Genomic DNA, 15,746 nt, shown 5'->3' on the forward strand with positions numbered 1-15,746 from the left:
GGACGAGGGGTGAGGCTGGCGGGGTCGCTGGGTCCTGGTCTCACCAGCCCCACCCTGCTCCCCGCCCCCCTTTATCGCTCCCCGTCCCCGTCCCCATTCCCGCTCCTGCTCCCGCCCTCGCCTTCGCCCTCGCCATGGTGCATGCGTACGCCGCCCCCCAGCCCGCGCCGGGCGTGATCCACGGCCAGTGTCAGACCCCGCCCGTAGACTCGCACGTGGACAGGGACACAAGGCCACAAGCGCCATGAGCGCACGAGCACGACCATGCGACCAGCGCGGACGGGGGTGAAGTCATGACGGATACGGGACGCCGTGCCGCGGTGTTTCTTCCCGCCGAGCTGCCGCGCGAAGGCAGGGTCGCCCTTTGGGACCCCGAGGGCGGTCCGCTGCCCGACGCGTCCACCGAAATCACCGTCGTACGCCGCCACGGCCCCGGCGGCACGGCCGTGAGCCGCCACACCGTGGCCGCCGTCCTCCTGTCCGTCTCCGACGCCCTGCCCCTGCTGGTCCGAGCCCGTCACGACCCGGCCGCGCACCCCGCCACCCGCTGCTGGGGCGCTGCGGCGCTCCACGCCCTGCACCTCGCCGCACGGGGCCGGCTGCTGCCCGGGCTCACCGCCGGGGATCACGACGCCTGGCGGGCAGGACCACTCGACGCCGACGACGTCGCGCAGGTACGGGCCATCGCCGCAGCCATGCCCCCCGAGGGCCACGCCGTCCCGCTGCCCGGACGTACGCCGCTCGAGCTCCCCGCCCCCGAGGCCCTGGTGAAGGCGTTTCTCGACTCGGCCGTGGACACCCTGCCCCGGACGCCCTCAGCGGCGTACGCGGTCGGCGCCCCCTTCGCGGCACGCGCCGCGCAGCACCTCCCGGGCCTGCGGGAGTGGGCGGCGGAGGTCGCGGCAGGGATGGACGCGGGGGTACGCGTGTCGCTGCGCCTCGACCTGTCGCAGTTCGAGCTCTTCGACAGCGCGGCGAACGAGACGCGGGACGACGAAACGCACGACGGCGGCAGCGGCACCGGCGGGGACGAGCGCCGGGCCGCCACCGCCCTGGTCCAGGTGCACAGCCTGGCCGACCCCACGCACATCATCGACGCGGCCGCCCTGTGGTCGGGCGGCGGCAGCGAAGGCTTCGGCCCGCGTGCCCGCATCGACGCGGTGCTGGCGCTGCGCCGCGCGGCTCGGGTCTGGGACCCGCTCGGCCGTCTCCTGGAGCGAACGGTTCCCGACGTACTGCCGCTGTCGGAGGACGAGTTGTACGAGCTGCTGGGTCCAGCGGCGGTCCGGCTCGGCGCGGCGGGCGTCATGGTCCACTGGCCGAGGGAGCTGGCCCGTACGCTCACGGCGACCGCGGTCGTACGCTCCGCGCCCGGGTCCGCGACCGACGGCACACCGTTCTTCGACGCCCAGGAGCTCTTCGCGTTCAGCTGGCAGCTGGCGGTCGGCGGCGAGCCGCTCAGCGAGGCTGACATGGACGCGCTCGCCGAGGCACACCGCCCCGTCGTCCGGCTCCGGGACCAGTGGGTGGTGGTCGACCCGGCGCTCGTACGCAAGGCGCGCAAGCGCGAACTGGGCCTTCTGCAGCCGGTGGACGCCTTGGCGGCGGCTCTCACCGGCAGCGCGGAGGTAGACGGGGAGCAGGTCGAAGCGGTCCCCGTGGGCGCCCTGGCCGCACTGCGGGACCGCCTCACGGCAGGTACAGGAACCGGCACTCCGCCCGTCCCCCAGCCGCCCGGCCTCGACGCCACCCTGCGCGACTACCAGCTGCGCGGGCTTGCCTGGCTGGACCAGATGACCGCCCTCGGCCTCGGCGGCTGCCTCGCCGACGACATGGGCCTGGGCAAGACCATCACGGTCATCGCCCTCCACCTCCGCCGAGCCCGCAGCGCCCCCACACTCGTCGTCTGCCCCGCGTCCCTCCTCGGCAACTGGCAGCGCGAGATCACGCGCTTCGCCCCCGGCGTCCCCGTCCGCCGCTTCCACGGCGCGGACCGGACGCTCGACGACACGAACGAAGGCGACGCGGGCTTCGTGCTCACGACGTACGGCACCATGCGCACCAGCGCGCCCGAACTGGCGGCCCACACCTGGGGGATGGTCGTCGCCGACGAGGCGCAGCACGTCAAGAACCCGTATTCCTCCACGGCGAAGGCGCTGCGCACCATCCCGGCCCCCGCCCGCATCGCCCTGACCGGAACGCCCGTGGAGAACAACCTCTCCGAGCTGTGGGCGCTCCTCGACTGGACGACACCGGGCCTGCTCGGCCCGCTCAAGTCCTTTCGCGCCCGGCACGCGCGCCTGGTCGAGAGCGGCGAGGACGACGAGGCCTCCGAGCGCCTCGCCCGTCTCGTACGCCCCTTCCTCCTGCGCCGCAAGAAGTCCGACCCGGGCATCGTGCCGGAGCTCCCGCCCAAGACGGAGACCGACCACCCCGTCTCGCTCACCCGCGAACAGGCCTCCCTCTACGAAGCGTCCGTACGCGAATCCATGGCGGCCATCGAGGAGTCGGAAGGCATCGCACGCCGAGGCCTCGTCATGAAGCTCCTCTCCTCCCTCAAGCAGATCTGCAACCACCCCGCGCAGTATCTGAAGGAGGACACGCGGCGCCTGACCGGCCGTTCCGGCAAGCTCGAACTGCTCGACGAGCTTCTCGACACGATCCTGTCCGAGGGCGGCTCGGTCCTGATCTTCACGCAGTACGTCACCATGGCCCGTCTGCTCGCCGACCACCTGACGGCCCGCGCGGTCCCGTCCCAGCTCCTGCACGGCGGAACGCCCGTCGCCCAGCGGGAGGAGATGGTGGACCGCTTCCAGTCCGCCGAGATTCCGGTCTTCCTGCTCTCCCTCAAGGCGGCCGGCACCGGCCTGAACCTCACCCGGGCCGCCCACGTCATCCACTACGACCGCTGGTGGAACCCGGCGGTCGAGGACCAGGCGACCGACCGCGCGTACCGGATCGGCCAGACCCAGCCGGTACAGGTGCACCGGCTGATCGCGGAGGGCACGGTGGAAGATCGCATCGCCGAACTGATCACCTCCAAGCGGGCGTTGGCGGACGCGGTCCTCGGCGGCGGAGAAGCGGCCCTGACCGAACTCACCGACCGCGAGCTGGCCGACCTGGTCTCCCTGCGGAGGCCGTCATGAGCGCGAACGGCAGGGGCGGCGCCGTCAGCGGCAGCAGCTGGTGGGGCAACGCGTGGGTCGAGGCACTGGAAGCCCTCTCACTCGACCCGGCCCGCCTGGCGCGCGGCCATACGTACGCCAGTGAGGGAAACGTCGGCGCGATCAGTGTGACGCCGGGCCGGATCATCACGTACGTACGGGGCAGCCGCTCCCGTCCGTACCGTACGGAGATCCGCCTGCGCACGCTCTCCGACGACGACTGGGACCGCTTCCTGGCCATGGCGGCGGCCAATCCGTCCCACATGGCGGCGCTGCTCGACAAGGACATGCCGCACTCCCTGGTGGATTCGGCGTCCGGGGTGGGCGTCGACCTGCTGCCGGCCCCGGGCGACCTGGTCCCGTCCTGTTCGTGCCCGGACCGCGGCCACCCCTGCAAGCACGCGGCCGCACTCTGCTACGAGACGGCACGCCTTCTGGACGCCGACCCGTTCGTCCTGCTCCTGATGCGCGGCCGGGCGGAACGCGACCTCCTCGACGACCTCGCCCGTCGCAACGCCGCCCACTCGGCCCGCGAGAAGCCCGCACCCCCGCCCTTCCCCGGCGTACCGGCCGACACCGCCCTGACCCCGCATACGCTCCCGCCGCTCCCGGGCCCGTTTCCCCTTCCCCCGCACCCCGGTCACGCCTCCGGCGCGTACCCGGGCACGCGAGGCGCCCCGGACCCCCTCTCGCTGGACCTCCTGGTGACGGACGCGGCGGCCCGCGCCCACGCGCTCCTGACCACCGGTACGGACCCCATCGCCACGCTCACCGCCTGGCAGGACGCGGTCCGCCTGGCCGCCGCCCAGCCGGGCTCGGGCCTGACCGCCGCGACCCGGAAGCTGTATGCCACCCTGGCCGCCGCGAACGACCGCAGCCCCACCGACCTGGCACGCGCGGTGGCAGCCTGGCAACAGGGCGGCCTGACCGGACTCGCCGTGCTCGAAACGCCCTGGGACCCCCCGGCGGGCCCCTTCGACCGGGCCCGCCCGGCCCTGTCCGCCGCCGACCTCCCCCGCCTGCGCCCCCACCGCAACCACCTCACCGACGCGGAACGCGGCATCCAGCTCCGCCTGGGCCACGACGACCGCTGGTACCCCTACGAATCGGACCCGGGCACGGACGACTGGTGGCCGACGGGCACCCCGGACGAAGACCCGGTGGGCGCCCTGACGGCGCTGCTCGACGCCTGAACCGGGCGGGAGCCCACTTGGCCCCGCGAGCCGCAGCCCGCCGACGGAAAAGCACGCGACAGCATCGGGCCGCGAGCACCAGGCTGCACCCGAGCACACCAAGCGATACGGCCGCTTCACGGCCGCCGACACGGCCATGCCGGGACGACCGGCGGCCCGTCGCCAGAGGCCCTCATGTCCCGTACCGCCCACCACACTCCACTACAGCACCGCGGCTCGAGTTGGTGGTCCACCGGATCCGCCGTCTCCACGTCGTGGACGGCTCACGCCCTCACGGACCTCCGCTACTCCACTGCGGAACTCCGCGCCGCCCACCGGGCAGGCCGCCGGCCCACCCCGGAGCGCATGACCCACAGCCTCGCGTCCTGCACCTTCCCCCGCGCCTCGGGCACCCCGATCAACGGCCGCCCCGAACACGAGTCCCGAGCCCGCGCCGCCCTCCACCAGTTCACCACCCGAGCCCGCAAGCAACTCCGGGCTTCCCCTTCCACCGCCGAGGACCTCGACCATCCCCCGCCCCGCCACCGCCATGCCTGCGTCTGGCACGGGTAGCTCAGCCATGCCCGCTGCCCCGTCGGCCTCAGGCCGGCGCGCCCTCCGGTGACCGGCGACCGGCCCGCGGCTCCAAGTGCACGATGACACTCGAGTAGAAGCGGTCCACCGCGTCGTCGACACTGCGGATGAATCCGGACTCGGCGTTGCCACGCGTGCTGCCGACGCTCTTGGAGAGGGACAGCCGGAAACCGGAAATCTGTCCGGCATTCCTCGGAACGAGATCTCCAGGTTCGGGCCGGAGCTTCTCGAGCGTGCCGCGCGGGCCTGCGCCCTGACCGCCAAGAAGGGTCTGCACATGCAAGTCGGCCGGTGCTTCCACGAGCTGCTTCAGCAGGCGCTTGACCCTGCTGAGGGGGTACACCTGGTCGGGAGCCACGACGTCGATGGACGTACGCAGCTTGCCCAGCCGGAGGTCGGCGGTGACAGCCAGGACTCCGGCCGCCCCGTCGATGCGGATTTCGGCGTCCAGCCGTCCGTCCTCACAGAAGCGTTCCGCGAGCGCGGTGCGCCGGGATTGCGGGTCGGTGCCCCGCTTGGCGCGCTGGACCGGCATGACCTTCTCGCCGAGCTCACCGCCCAGTCTCAGGCAGACCTGCCGGATGAGCCGTTCCCAGCTCTCGACCACGAGCACGGCGCGCTGGTCGCCCGGGCAGAGGGTCTCCTGGTCGATGCCATTGCGTACCGGTACCCAGGCAGGTCCCATGTTCTGGAAGCCGTGACAACCGGAATTCTCGTGCTGGAGGTACTGGAGGAGTTCCTGGAGCATCCAGGCGCGGATCTCGTTCCGTACGCCCTCGTGGCGGATCAGCATCTGCGCCTGGTGGGTGACTTCGGCCCAGGAAAGGTGCCATAGGGCCACTTTGTGTTTCCGGCGGCCGTCGATCTTGACATCGACGAGGGGACTGCCTTCGAGTGCCACATCGTTGGAGATCGTGATCACGGCCTCGTACCCGCGTCGGGCAGCGATGTCCATGTAGTCCTGGACCTGCTGGTCCTTGAGCGGATTTCCGTTGGTCTTGGTCTCCACCAGTGCTGTCCAGAGCTTGCCCGCCCGCTCGATGCGGATGATGCCGTCCGGGCGCCTGGGGCTGTCGCCGTTCGGCAGCGTGACTTCCGTAAAGGTCTCGATGTGGCCGGACGGCGCACCGAATCCGGCAGTGAGCCGCCGGCCGAACTCCGGCACGTGGGCCATGACGGACAGCAGGATGGAGGTCGCCCGGATCTCGCGTTCCCTGTCGTTCTTGAGCGAGGAAGCGGGGAACAGCCGGGCGCTGCGCCAGGAGTCGTTCTCCGCCAGCGACTTCCTGGGCGCCTTGGGGAGTGTGACCTTCTTCCTGGCGGTACGCAGCCGGCGCGCGGAAGCGGCGGGGGCAGGAGCGGCCTGAGCCGGGACGACCACCGGAACCGCGACGACCGGAACGTCCACGACGGGCGTACACGCGGCCGGCCTCGGCGCCGGAACAGCCGCCGGGACCGGCGCCGCGCCGCAGACGTCCTCCGTCTCCTCTTGTGCGGCCTCTGCGGCCTCTGCGGCACCTGCGACCTCTGCTGACCCGGCATCCTGTTCGTCGTCATCGTCGATCTCAATGCCGTAGTCGGTGGCCAGTCCGGCCAGCCCGGTCTCGTAACCCTGCCCGACCGCCCGGAACTTCCACTCGTCGTTGCGCCGGTACATCTCGCCGAAGACGAAGGCGCTCTCCACACTCGCCCCGGAGATCGAGAAGCCGAGGAGCCGCTCGCCGCCCGCGTCGGTCAGCGTGATCCGGAGGTTCTCCAACTGCCCGAACGCGGCGCGCTGATGACGGCTGGCAGCGACCACGGCCCGCTCGACGTCGGAGGGTAAGGCGGTGAGGTCCAGCTGAATGCGGTCCTCGTTGCCGTTGCTGGTCGGCGTCTGGCCGAGGAGCTGCACGCTGCCGTTGGCCGCGGCGGGGTTGTTGTAGAAGAAGAAGTCGGCATTGCTGCGCACCTTCCCGTCCGGACCCAGCAGCAGTACGGAAACGTCGGCGTCCCCGTCGCCGTCGGGGCTGCTCCATCCCAGGCTGACGGTGACAGATCCGGTGTTCTCGCTGAGCGCTGCCAGACCGACGTTGGCGCCCTTGGTCATCTCGTGCACGTGAAGCCCCCCAGGCGGTGCAAGGGCTGAACGGCTGAGCCAGGACAGCCCTCCCTGAACGCTTCCGGGATGCCCACGGAAGCGGAATGAGAGCGTATCGGCCGAACCTGTTCCTACGGCATATGTCTGCACGAACTGTCTCGACCCGGTATGGGGGTGCGACACACTCCGGAGCATCAGCCGGCGAACTGCTCAGTCAGTCGGAGGAACACGGCGCTCGAGTGAGTCTCGGCAGCGACCGCGGCAGCGGAGTCGCGGAACAGCAAGGGATGCCCACCCAGGCAGCACGAAGTGACTCCTGCGGGTGGGGGCATGTCCTCAGAGATCCGCCGTGAGACGGGGGAAGCCGGGCGGGCCGCAACGACGATGTGATCGACTCTGCCTCCGCACCCCTCGGTACGCAGGCGGTCCCGTTGCCGTCGGCGTAGGAGTCGGACTCAGGGTTGCGGCGCAGTGCGCCAAGCCGTCAGGACCGCCTCTATCGCGCCCGCCACCCGCGCCCGCGCCTTGTTCCTCGGTACGCCGCTCATCAGCAGCGCGTCGTACGGCGTGTCCTCGTGGCGTACGGCGGCTCTCACCGCTGCCGTTACCGCGCTCTCGTCCAGGGCCCGGCCCGCCGCGCTGCGGCCCACCCTGCCGCTGCCGCGCAGGCCGGTGTGGGCCGCGACGGACTCGGCGCGGGACGGTGGGCAGGACGGGAAGAGCCGGAGGATCTCGGCCGTCAGGGCGGTCGTGAAGCGTACGTCCTCGGCCGCGCGGCGCGTCGCGTCGCGTGCGCGGCGGCGGGCTCGGGCCTCCGCGTCGGCCAGGCAGGCGGTCTCGGCGCGGGCCAGGGCCGGGGCCTCGACGAGGAGGCCCTGGCGTTCGTAGCGGCTGCGGCGTCGGTTGTGGCGTACGACCACCGCCCAGAGCGCGCTCGTCTCACGGGCCCTGCGCGTCAGCGCCGCGTTGCCCCGCGGGAGATAGACCAGGTGCGCCAGGTCCGCGCAGTCGAGGCAGATGACGGCGTTGAACTCGAGGGTGTGGAAGCGCAGAGGGCCTTGGCGGCACTCCGCGCAGTGTCTCCGCTTGTGTGGTTCTGGTTCGATCGCCACCAGGTCCATGGGGGGAGCGTACCCAGCTGTCAGCGCACGCTGGGGGCCGCCGCGTCGATGAAATTCGCCAGGGCTTCCTTGGCCTGCTCGGAGCGGCGGGCGCGTTCCGGCTCGTCCCCCGCGCCGTGCATGCTGTGGGTGAACTCCAGCGCCGACTGGGCCAGTCGTACGGCGTCGCGGTCCGCGCAGACGAGCTGTACGCGGATCAAAGCCTGCCGGGCGGCCGAGCGCAGCGGATACGAGTCGAGGCGCGAGTTCTTGGCGTCGGCGCTGTCCGGCGCCTCGGCCTTGCGGTGCCAGCGGTCGTTCTGCGCGCGGCGGTAGTCCACGAGCGCGCCGGCGAAATGGCTGTACGCGGAGATCCGCTCCTGGCGGAGCTGTTCCGCGCGGGCGAGGGCGGCGGTCCGTTCTGCCGTCTGGCGCTGGAAGAGGTGCGTGGCGACCGAGCCGAGCAGGGTGCCTATGACGGCGATGAGGGCTGTCCCCATGGCGGTGTGTCTCCCCGTGCAGTGTGAATAATCGTTCGAGTTCGGCCAGTTGATGTTGCTAGCGTCATGGACGTGGCGAAACTCAATCAGATCATCGCAGTCGAGAAAGGCGTCAAGTCCAAGGCGCAGCAGGACCTGACGGCGGCTCAGCACAGCCTCCAGAAGCCCGCCCTGCTCGCGGGCATCTCGCGCACGTACCAGGCGAAGGACGAGGAGGGTGAGCAGCTGCCGCCCGAGTCCACGCGCGTCCAGGTCAAGGCCGAGGACGTACTGCGCGATACCGCGAAGACGCTGACCCGGCTGTTCGACGTGACCGCCACCAAGGACTGGGCCAACTGCACCGCCCGCGCCGACGTGACCGTCGACGGGCGGGTGCTGGTGAGCGGGGCGCCGGTCTCCTATCTGCTCTTCCTGGAGAAGCAGCTGGCCGACATCAGTGCCTTCGTGCGGAAGCTGCCGGTGCTCGACGCCTCCGAGGCGTGGACGCTGGATCCGTCGACCGACGACTGGAAGACCGACGCGGTGCGGACCCTTCGTACGAAGAAGGTGCCGCGCAACCACGTGAAGGCGGAGGCGACCGACAAGCACCCGGCGCAGGTCGAGGTGTACTACGAGGACATTCCGGTCGGGTACTGGACGACCGTGAAGTTCTCCGGCGCGCTGACGGCCCGCCGTGTGAACGAGCTGCTCGAGCGGGTGGAAAAGCTCCAGCAGGCGGTGAAGTTCGCGCGGGAAGAGGCGAACGGCGCCGAGGTCACGGACCAGCGGGTGGGAGACGCCTTTTTCGGCTACCTGTTCGGGTAACCGGTCGGGTAGCTTCAATGACTCCCCGGCCGCCATCGTGCGGTCGGGGTGCGCGAGGAGCGCAAGCTGAAACTGAAGTTCGTCGTGACTGTCGCGGTACGCAGCCGGATGCCGGCTACGGGCCGCGATCAATCTCAGACTCTTGCTCCAGACTCAGCATTCGCCGCCGATCGCCGGTTCAACCGGGCCCAGGCCCATGCACGTCGAGATGCCGGTTCAATTCCGGCCCGTGGAGCTCGGTCCGCGGTGGTCTAAAGGCATGACGCGGCGACATAACGACTGACCTGGTCCCCTTACTGGACGGCGTGCCAGACGGGCGGCACTGAACAGGGCTCGGGGGCCGGCTACGCCCCCGGGCCCGCTTCCGTCCGGAAGGAAACCCCGCGGCCCGCGAAGAACCGTTCGAAGGTGGCGAGCGGGAGATTCGCGGCCCGGGTGGCCGCGGTCGTGCCGGACGGATTGTGGAAGTGGATGCCCTCGCCGTCGGGCGTACGGGCCGTGATCAGGACCAGGTGGCCGCCCCTGGCCGGGGGCTCGCGGTCGGGATTGCGGATTTCGTAGTGGACGGATGCCATGACTGTCCTGCCGCGGTCCAGGAGTCCGAGGACCTCGGGCGCCGTCAGATGGCGGTGGACCGTGGTGGGCAGGGCGTGTGCCTCTTCCGCGTACGCCGCCAGCGGGGCGTAGATCAGACCGCGGATCGTTCCCCCGGCGTCCTGCGTGTACGCCCCGTACTTCAGCGCCCCGTCGCGGAGCGCGAAGAGGGACGGGGCATCGGCGCCAAGGGCCATGCGCAGGCATGTCACGCCGCACAGGTGCCCGCACCACTGGGCGTACTCCTCCACCGTCGCCGCACCCGAGGACTCCCACGCCGGGTCCGCCGCCGGGTCCAGGCCGCCGTACACGATCCGCTCGATCAGACCGGGGGAGGCGAACTGGGTGTGGACGGGGAAGCGGCAGGTGGGGCAGAGGGCGTCGGATGAGCCGGCTGGGCTGGTCACTGGGCTGGTCACTGGGCGCATCCACTCCGGAATCGGCGGATACGGCTGATCGCCGTATCCGGATCATCAGCGTACGGGAGGCATCGAAGCCGTTCCCGATCGCTCGCACAACCGTCGTGCGCTACCCCTGGGGGCGGGGGTCGGTCTCGGATACGGTGAGGCCGTTTCGGCGGTTCAGGCGACGGGGGTTCCGATCGAATCCCCGTCCCGTGCGCGGGAGTTGGAGGGGGTCCAATGGGATTCTTGGGGTTGTTGCAGTTCATGCGGACCGGTGAGCGGGGGTGGCGGCGCAAGGGCATGGTCCTCGGCGGCTGCGTGGCGGCGCTCGGCATGGTGCCGTCCGCCGCGCTCGCGACGCCCGGCAACGGAGTGAGCGGCACGGTGCTCGCCACCGGCACCTCCAACGGGACCATGAAGGTGACGGCGAAAGGCGTCACCGATGTGGTCGTACGCACCATCACCATCGCCCCGGGCGGCTCGACCGGGTGGCACCACCACCCCGGGCAGCTCATCGCCGTCGTACAGAAGGGCACCCTGTCGCGGACGCTCGACGACTGCTCCGTCGAGACGACGAGCGCCGGCCAGTCCTTTATCGAACCGTCCGGAGCCAAGCACCGGCACATCGGGCGCAACCTCGGGAGCGAGCCGGTCGTGCTGTACGTGACCTACATGCTGCCCGCGGGCAGCCCGCTCTCCATCGACGCCGACGCACCGGCGTGTGCGGCGGGGGAGTAGACGGGGGAGGCGGCGACGGGCGCGTCGTCGCCCGTCGCCCGGTGCAGTGCCGCCGCCAGCCTGTTCCGGGCCTCGGTCTGTGCCGCGATCCGCGCGTCGAGTACGGCCAGGCGGTCCAGCGCGATCCGCAGACCGCCGCTGGACGGCGGCGCGGCGGCCACATCGCCGTCCAGGCACGGCCGGAAGGCGCGGACGTCCTCCAGCGTGAGACCGGCTTCGAGGAGGTGGCGGATGTTGCGTACGCGTACGACCGCCACTTCCTCGTCGTACTCGCGGTAGCCGTTGGCGGCCCGGCGGGAGGAGATCAGGCCCTCCTGCTCATAGTGGCGCAGGGCGCGGGCGGTCGTGCCCGTCGCCCGTGCCAGTTCGCCGATACGCATGGACCTCGCCTCCGTTCCGACCGACCTCACAGACCTCACAGACCTCACTGGTCTCACCGATCTCAGCAGCCTCGGATCGTCTCCTCGGCCGCCCGGTGGCAGTCGTATCACGCCACCACCGCCCCGCCGTCCACGGGCAGTACCACCCCCGTCACGAACGACGCGCCCGGCGAAGCCAGTTGCGCGATCGCCCACGCCACCTCCTCCGGGCGCCCGATCCGCCCCAGCGGAGTGTGCGCCACCTGCCATTCCCGTACGGCGGCCCGGCGCGCAGGGGGCAGGCCCTGGTGCTCGCCGATCGGGGTGCCGACCGCCCCGGGCGCCACGGCTACGACGCGGATGCCGCGCGGTGCCAGCTCCACCGCCCAGCTGCGGGTGAGGAGTTCGAGTGCGGCCTTCGACGCGGCGTACAGGGAGTTGCCGGGCCAGGCACGCTGGCCGACCGATGTGCTGACGTTCACGATCACGCCGCTTCCCGAAGCTGCCAGTGCGGGCAGCGCGGCCCGGGCGAGCAGCGCGGGGGCCACGAGGTTCGTCGCGAGCTGCGCCTCCGCCGTCTCGCGCGAGAGCGTGTCGAGTGATCCGCCGCTCACGATGCCGGCGTTGTTGACGAGTACGTCCAGCCGCCCGTACTCCTCGACAGCCGTACGTACGATCTCCTCGGCGGCGCCGTCGGCCGTGATGTCCGCGACCAGCGGGCGGATGCCCTGGTGTGCCTCCGAAGTCTCGGCGAGCGGCCCCGGCCTGCGGCCCACCGCGACGACGTCGGCGCCCGCGGCGGCGAACGTCCGGGCGGTGGCGCGGCCGATGCCCGTACCCGCGCCGGTGACGATGACGACGTACTGCCGGTGACTTTGCTGCTTCGCGGCGTTCATGCGGCCATGGTTGAACCCTGACGCCAGTGACAGGGTCAAACCGGCTGCTGACGGCGTGCGGCTAGGGTCGGTCCCATGACTTCCGATCTCTGGGCCGCGCTGCCCGCCGCCGTACGCGACAATGTGGACGAATTGGTCGTCCAGGGGCGGACGGTCCAGGCCGTCTTCGCCATCCGCTCCTCAGGCGTCACGCCGAGGCCCGGGCTGCGTGCCTGCCAGGACGTGATCGCGGAGCGCGGTGTGGCGCTCGCCGGCCGGTCGGAACCGGGGTCGCCCGGCCTGACCTCATGAGGTGACTGTGCGGTTCGAAGCGATCACCTGGGAACGGCTCACCGACGCCCTCGCCGACCACCTGGCCGGCTTCACCGCGGAGGCCGGCGGACAGCCGCCGTCTCAGCCGCCGGCGTGGCTCAAGGTGGCTGTCGACGGCGCGCCTGCCGCCCGCACCGGTGAGGTCGCGGAGCGGCTCGCCGAAGCGCTGAGGCTGCGCGGCCGAACGGTCCTGGTCGTCGGTACGCAGGGATTCCTGCGGCCCGCGTCCTTGCGCTACGAGTTCGGCAAGGAGGACCCCGACTCGTACTACGACGGCTGGTTCGACACCGGCGCGCTGTGGCGCGAGGTCTTCGGGCCGCTGGAGCCCGGCGGCACCGGGCGCGTGCTGCCCGACTTGTGGGACCTGGCCACCGACCGGGCGACGCGCAGTCCGTACGTCCAGCTCCCGCCCGGCGGCCTGTTGCTGCTGCACGGCCCGATGCTCCTGCGGCACGCGTTCCCGTTCGACCTGACGGTGCACGTGCGTCTGTCCCCGCCGGCGTTGGAGCGCAGAACGGAAGCAGGGGCGAAGTGGACGCTCCCTGCCTTTGCCCGTTACGAGCGGGAGGTCAGGCCGGGGGCATCGGCCGACGCCCTCGTACGGGCCGACGACCCGCGCCACCCGGCGTGGACAGGACTGCGGGGCCAGGCCCCTTCCGGGCCACTGCCTCGCCGGTGAGGTGCCAGGAGGGGACGTGCCGGGGCGCTCACCGCAGGGTGTCGAACGCTGCTCCGCCGGACCAGACCGAGTGCCCGTCCCTTCGGCATCCGAGGACACGCCCCGGCGCGACACCGCGCCCGACGCCCCGGCTACGACGGAGGGGCGGCCCGTCAGGGCAGGGGCGGCCCCTGCCCACGCTTGTAACGGCATGCGCCTGCGGCACCCCGTTGACCCGACGCCCCGGCTACCAACACGGCAGGAGCGACTTCCGCCCACGCACGTAACGGCACGCACCGGTGGCCGTCACGGCAGGGGCGCGGGCGGTTCCGCCCACGCACCTCACGGTACGTACAGCAGCGGTACGTACAGCGGTACGTACAGCGGTACGTACAGCGGTACGTACAGAGCGGTACGGCGTTGCCCCGACGCCCCTGCTACGACGCGTCCACTGCCCGTCACAGCAGGGGCGGTCTCCCGCCCACGCGCGTCACCGCACGCGCCCCCGCCCCGCACCCCACCGCCAAGGCCCGCGCGTCGTCCGCACCGGTGAGGCGTGCCGCGAGGAACGCGCCCGCGAACGCGTCACCCGCACCCGTCGTGTCCACCGCCTTCACCGGCGCGGCCGCGACACGCTCGCGTACACCGCCACCGGCGGCGAGCAGCGCTCCACCCGCGCCCAACGTGGTCGCGACCAGCGGAAAGTGACGGCTCAGCTTCACCGCGGCGTCCCCCGCATCCGGCAGCCCGGTGAGCAGCCGGGCCTCGTCCTCGTTGGGCAGCAGTACATCCGCCCCCGCCACGGCCTCCAGGAAACGGTCCACGCCCAGTTCCGCGATGAACCCCGCCGACGCCGGATCCACGCTTACCGTCACCGCCCACTCCCGGGCTGCCCGCAGTGCCAGGCGGGCCGTCTCCCGGCTCGTATCGGCGAAGAAGAGATACCCGGAGAGATGAAGGTGGCCGACGCCGTCCAGCAGGGACGCGGACCAGTCGCCGGGGGAGAGGCGCAGGGCGGCCCCGCTGTCGGTCAGGAACGTACGCTCGGCGGCCCCGTCGACCAGGGAGATCACGGTCGCCGTCGCCGCCTCCCGGTCGAGCACGACCTGCGGACGCACGCCCGCACTCCGCAGCTGTTCCTCGTGCCAGGCACCCGCGTCCGTACCCACGCGCGCCAGGAGCCGTACATCCGCCAGCCCCGTGTACGCCGCCCAGCACGCCACATTGGCGCCCGCCCCGCCCGGCAGCGTTCTGATCTCCGCCGCCGTGTCGGTCGCCCGCGCCAGTGGCGTGCGATGGCGGGCCACGACATCGGTGACCACATCGCCCACCACCAGCAGCGCGCCGCCCGAGCCGCCGTTCCCGCCGTCGTACGCAGCCCCACGCGACCCCTCACGCGCGCCCCTTCCCGCTCTTCCTCCCGTGTCCTCGCTCATGCCCGCGTCCACGCGGACGCGATCTGCGCCGCCAGTCGTACGTTGCCCCGCACCGCCGCCAAGTTGGCCTCCAACGATGCCCCTCCCGTCTCCCGCGCCAGGTAGTCCAGCAGGAACGGCGTAACCCCCTGGCCCGCGATCCCCCGCTCCCTGCACGCCTCCAGCGCCTCGGCCAGCACCCGGTCGTGCAGCGCCGGGTCGAGCTGCTCGGCCTCCGGTACGGGGTTGGCGACGAGCAGCGCCGCTTCCGGCCCGCCCAGCGCGTCCTGGGCACGCATCACCGCCGCCACCTCACCGGGCGTCCGCACGGTCCAGTCGACGGTCTCCCCCGAACTGCGCAGGTAGAACCCCGGGAAGTGCCCCGTGCCGTACCCGAGGACCCCGACCCCGAGCGTCTCCAGCCGCTGCAGCGTCGCCGGAACGTCGAGGATCGACTTGACCCCCGCGCACACCACCGCGATCCGCGTCCGCGCCAGCAGCCCCAGATCCGCAGACTCGTCCTGCGTCTCGGTCCACTCCCGGTGTACGCCGCCCAGCCCGCCGGTGGCGAAGACGCGCAGGCCGGCCCGGGCGGCCAGGAACGCCGTCGCCGACACGGTCGTCGCCCCGCTCGCCCCCGTCGCGAGCGCCGGCGCGAGATCTCGGTGACCCAGTTTGCGCACCGAGTCGTCGTTCGCGATCCGCTCCAACTGGGCCTTGTCCAGGCCGATATGGGCCCGTCCGTCCAGGACGGCGATGGTGGCGGGAACGGCTCCGACGGTACGTACCACCTCCTCCAGCTCCTCCGCGACCCGCAGATTGCGTGGGCGCGGCAGACCGTGCGCGATGATTGTCGATTCGAGAGCTACGACGGGACGGCGCAGCTCCAGCGCCTCCCGGACCTCCCCGGACATCTGCAGTGCGGTGTCAGGCATGCCCCCATTCCTGGCGCGTCG

The 15,746-nt window shown here is 71.8% G+C and carries 15 protein-coding genes; 7 read left to right on the forward strand and 8 right to left on the reverse strand.

Annotated elements, in window-relative coordinates:
• Nucleotides 1–293: 293 nt before the first annotated feature.
• From ACWIHY_RS19060 to ACWIHY_RS19070, 3 genes are all read left to right on the forward strand, one after another.
• A complete protein-coding gene (locus tag ACWIHY_RS19060) occupies nucleotides 294–3,146 on the forward strand; it encodes an SNF2-related protein (RefSeq protein WP_454376800.1) in 2,853 nt (950 codons plus the stop codon).
• The gene (locus ACWIHY_RS19065; protein WP_454376801.1) at nucleotides 3,143–4,357 is read left to right on the forward strand and encodes an SWIM zinc finger family protein; all 1,215 of its coding nucleotides are present in this window, start codon (nucleotides 3,143–3,145) and stop codon (nucleotides 4,355–4,357) included. Before ACWIHY_RS19060 ends, ACWIHY_RS19065 begins: the two co-directional genes overlap by 4 nt.
• A 345-nt stretch (nucleotides 4,358–4,702) precedes the next feature.
• Nucleotides 4,703–4,909: a hypothetical protein gene (locus tag ACWIHY_RS19070; RefSeq protein WP_454376802.1), complete on the forward strand. Its 207-nt coding sequence runs from the start codon at nucleotides 4,703–4,705 to the stop codon at nucleotides 4,907–4,909.
• A gap of 28 nt (nucleotides 4,910–4,937) precedes the next feature.
• Here the strand turns inward: ACWIHY_RS19070 and ACWIHY_RS19075 are convergent, their stop codons facing one another.
• From ACWIHY_RS19075 to ACWIHY_RS19085, 3 genes are all read right to left on the reverse strand, one after another.
• The gene (locus ACWIHY_RS19075; protein ID WP_454376992.1) at nucleotides 4,938–7,019 is read right to left on the reverse strand and encodes a TerD family protein; all 2,082 of its coding nucleotides are present in this window, start codon (nucleotides 7,017–7,019) and stop codon (nucleotides 4,938–4,940) included.
• A gap of 446 nt (nucleotides 7,020–7,465) precedes the next feature.
• Nucleotides 7,466–8,131, reverse strand: a complete 666-nt coding sequence (locus tag ACWIHY_RS19080) for a DUF2293 domain-containing protein (protein ID WP_454376803.1) — start codon at nucleotides 8,129–8,131, stop codon at nucleotides 7,466–7,468.
• 20 nt (nucleotides 8,132–8,151) lie between these two features.
• A complete protein-coding gene (locus tag ACWIHY_RS19085; RefSeq protein ID WP_454376804.1) occupies nucleotides 8,152–8,610 on the reverse strand; it encodes a hypothetical protein in 459 nt (152 codons plus the stop codon).
• A 72-nt stretch (nucleotides 8,611–8,682) separates the two neighbouring features.
• Between ACWIHY_RS19085 and ACWIHY_RS19090 the strand changes: the two genes are divergently transcribed.
• Complete coding sequence (locus tag ACWIHY_RS19090; RefSeq protein ID WP_454376805.1) at nucleotides 8,683–9,414, forward strand: DUF7873 family protein; 732 nt, start codon at nucleotides 8,683–8,685, stop codon at nucleotides 9,412–9,414.
• Between the two features lie 344 nt (nucleotides 9,415–9,758).
• Here the strand turns inward: ACWIHY_RS19090 and ACWIHY_RS19095 are convergent, their stop codons facing one another.
• Complete coding sequence (locus ACWIHY_RS19095) at nucleotides 9,759–10,427, reverse strand: peptidase (protein ID WP_454376806.1); 669 nt, start codon at nucleotides 10,425–10,427, stop codon at nucleotides 9,759–9,761.
• Nucleotides 10,428–10,676: 249 nt separating this feature from the next.
• Here ACWIHY_RS19095 and ACWIHY_RS19100 point away from each other — a divergent pair, with 249 nt between their 5' ends.
• On the forward strand, nucleotides 10,677–11,150 hold the full coding sequence (locus ACWIHY_RS19100; RefSeq protein ID WP_454376993.1) for a cupin domain-containing protein: 474 nt from the start codon (nucleotides 10,677–10,679) through the stop codon (nucleotides 11,148–11,150).
• Here the strand turns inward: ACWIHY_RS19100 and ACWIHY_RS19105 are convergent.
• Both ACWIHY_RS19105 and ACWIHY_RS19110 read right to left on the reverse strand, forming a co-directional pair.
• Entirely contained in the window at nucleotides 11,081–11,530 is a 450-nt protein-coding gene (locus ACWIHY_RS19105; protein ID WP_454376807.1) for a MerR family transcriptional regulator, read from the reverse strand. The two genes, ACWIHY_RS19100 and ACWIHY_RS19105, sit on opposite strands and share 70 nt — an antisense overlap.
• 107 nt (nucleotides 11,531–11,637) lie before the next feature.
• Nucleotides 11,638–12,405: an SDR family NAD(P)-dependent oxidoreductase gene (locus ACWIHY_RS19110; RefSeq protein WP_454376808.1), complete on the reverse strand. Its 768-nt coding sequence runs from the start codon at nucleotides 12,403–12,405 to the stop codon at nucleotides 11,638–11,640.
• Nucleotides 12,406–12,480: 75 nt separating this feature from the next.
• Here ACWIHY_RS19110 and ACWIHY_RS19115 point away from each other — a divergent pair, with 75 nt between their 5' ends.
• Nucleotides 12,481–12,696, forward strand: a complete 216-nt coding sequence (locus ACWIHY_RS19115) for a hypothetical protein (RefSeq protein ID WP_454376809.1) — start codon at nucleotides 12,481–12,483, stop codon at nucleotides 12,694–12,696.
• Nucleotides 12,697–12,703: 7 nt separating this feature from the next.
• Nucleotides 12,704–13,396 (forward strand): uridine kinase, encoded by a 693-nt coding sequence (locus ACWIHY_RS19120; RefSeq protein ID WP_454376810.1) that lies wholly within the window; start codon nucleotides 12,704–12,706, stop codon nucleotides 13,394–13,396.
• Nucleotides 13,397–13,833: 437 nt separating this feature from the next.
• On the opposite strand, the gene ACWIHY_RS19125 is transcribed toward ACWIHY_RS19120, so the two are convergent.
• Both ACWIHY_RS19125 and ACWIHY_RS19130 read right to left on the reverse strand, forming a co-directional pair.
• Nucleotides 13,834–14,811: a carbohydrate kinase family protein gene (locus ACWIHY_RS19125; RefSeq protein WP_454376811.1), complete on the reverse strand. Its 978-nt coding sequence runs from the start codon at nucleotides 14,809–14,811 to the stop codon at nucleotides 13,834–13,836.
• The gene (locus ACWIHY_RS19130; RefSeq protein ID WP_454376812.1) at nucleotides 14,808–15,725 is read right to left on the reverse strand and encodes a pseudouridine-5'-phosphate glycosidase; all 918 of its coding nucleotides are present in this window, start codon (nucleotides 15,723–15,725) and stop codon (nucleotides 14,808–14,810) included. Before ACWIHY_RS19130 ends, ACWIHY_RS19125 begins: the two co-directional genes overlap by 4 nt.
• Nucleotides 15,726–15,746 lie beyond the last annotated feature (21 nt).

The sequence above is a fragment of the Streptomyces sp. NPDC055287 genome, assembly GCF_053646035.1.

Excerpts from the sequence above, each read along its gene's own strand:
- ACWIHY_RS19075 (WP_454376992.1), bottom strand. The coding sequence starts at position 7,019 with ATGACCAAGGGCGCCAACGTCGGTCTGGCAGCGCTCAGCGAGAACACC.
- ACWIHY_RS19110 (WP_454376808.1), bottom strand. The coding sequence starts at position 12,405 with ATGAACGCCGCGAAGCAGCAAAGTCACCGGCAGTACGTCGTCATCGTC.
- ACWIHY_RS19130 (WP_454376812.1), bottom strand. The coding sequence starts at position 15,725 with ATGCCTGACACCGCACTGCAGATGTCCGGGGAGGTCCGGGAGGCGCTG.
- ACWIHY_RS19060 (WP_454376800.1), top strand. The coding sequence starts at position 294 with ATGACGGATACGGGACGCCGTGCCGCGGTGTTTCTTCCCGCCGAGCTG.
- ACWIHY_RS19105 (WP_454376807.1), bottom strand. The coding sequence starts at position 11,530 with ATGCGTATCGGCGAACTGGCACGGGCGACGGGCACGACCGCCCGCGCC.
- ACWIHY_RS19100 (WP_454376993.1), top strand. The coding sequence starts at position 10,677 with ATGCGGACCGGTGAGCGGGGGTGGCGGCGCAAGGGCATGGTCCTCGGC.
- ACWIHY_RS19125 (WP_454376811.1), bottom strand. The coding sequence starts at position 14,811 with ATGAGCGAGGACACGGGAGGAAGAGCGGGAAGGGGCGCGCGTGAGGGG.
- ACWIHY_RS19085 (WP_454376804.1), bottom strand. The coding sequence starts at position 8,610 with ATGGGGACAGCCCTCATCGCCGTCATAGGCACCCTGCTCGGCTCGGTC.
- ACWIHY_RS19070 (WP_454376802.1), top strand. The coding sequence starts at position 4,703 with ATGACCCACAGCCTCGCGTCCTGCACCTTCCCCCGCGCCTCGGGCACC.
- ACWIHY_RS19080 (WP_454376803.1), bottom strand. The coding sequence starts at position 8,131 with ATGGACCTGGTGGCGATCGAACCAGAACCACACAAGCGGAGACACTGC.
- ACWIHY_RS19115 (WP_454376809.1), top strand. The coding sequence starts at position 12,481 with ATGACTTCCGATCTCTGGGCCGCGCTGCCCGCCGCCGTACGCGACAAT.
- ACWIHY_RS19065 (WP_454376801.1), top strand. The coding sequence starts at position 3,143 with ATGAGCGCGAACGGCAGGGGCGGCGCCGTCAGCGGCAGCAGCTGGTGG.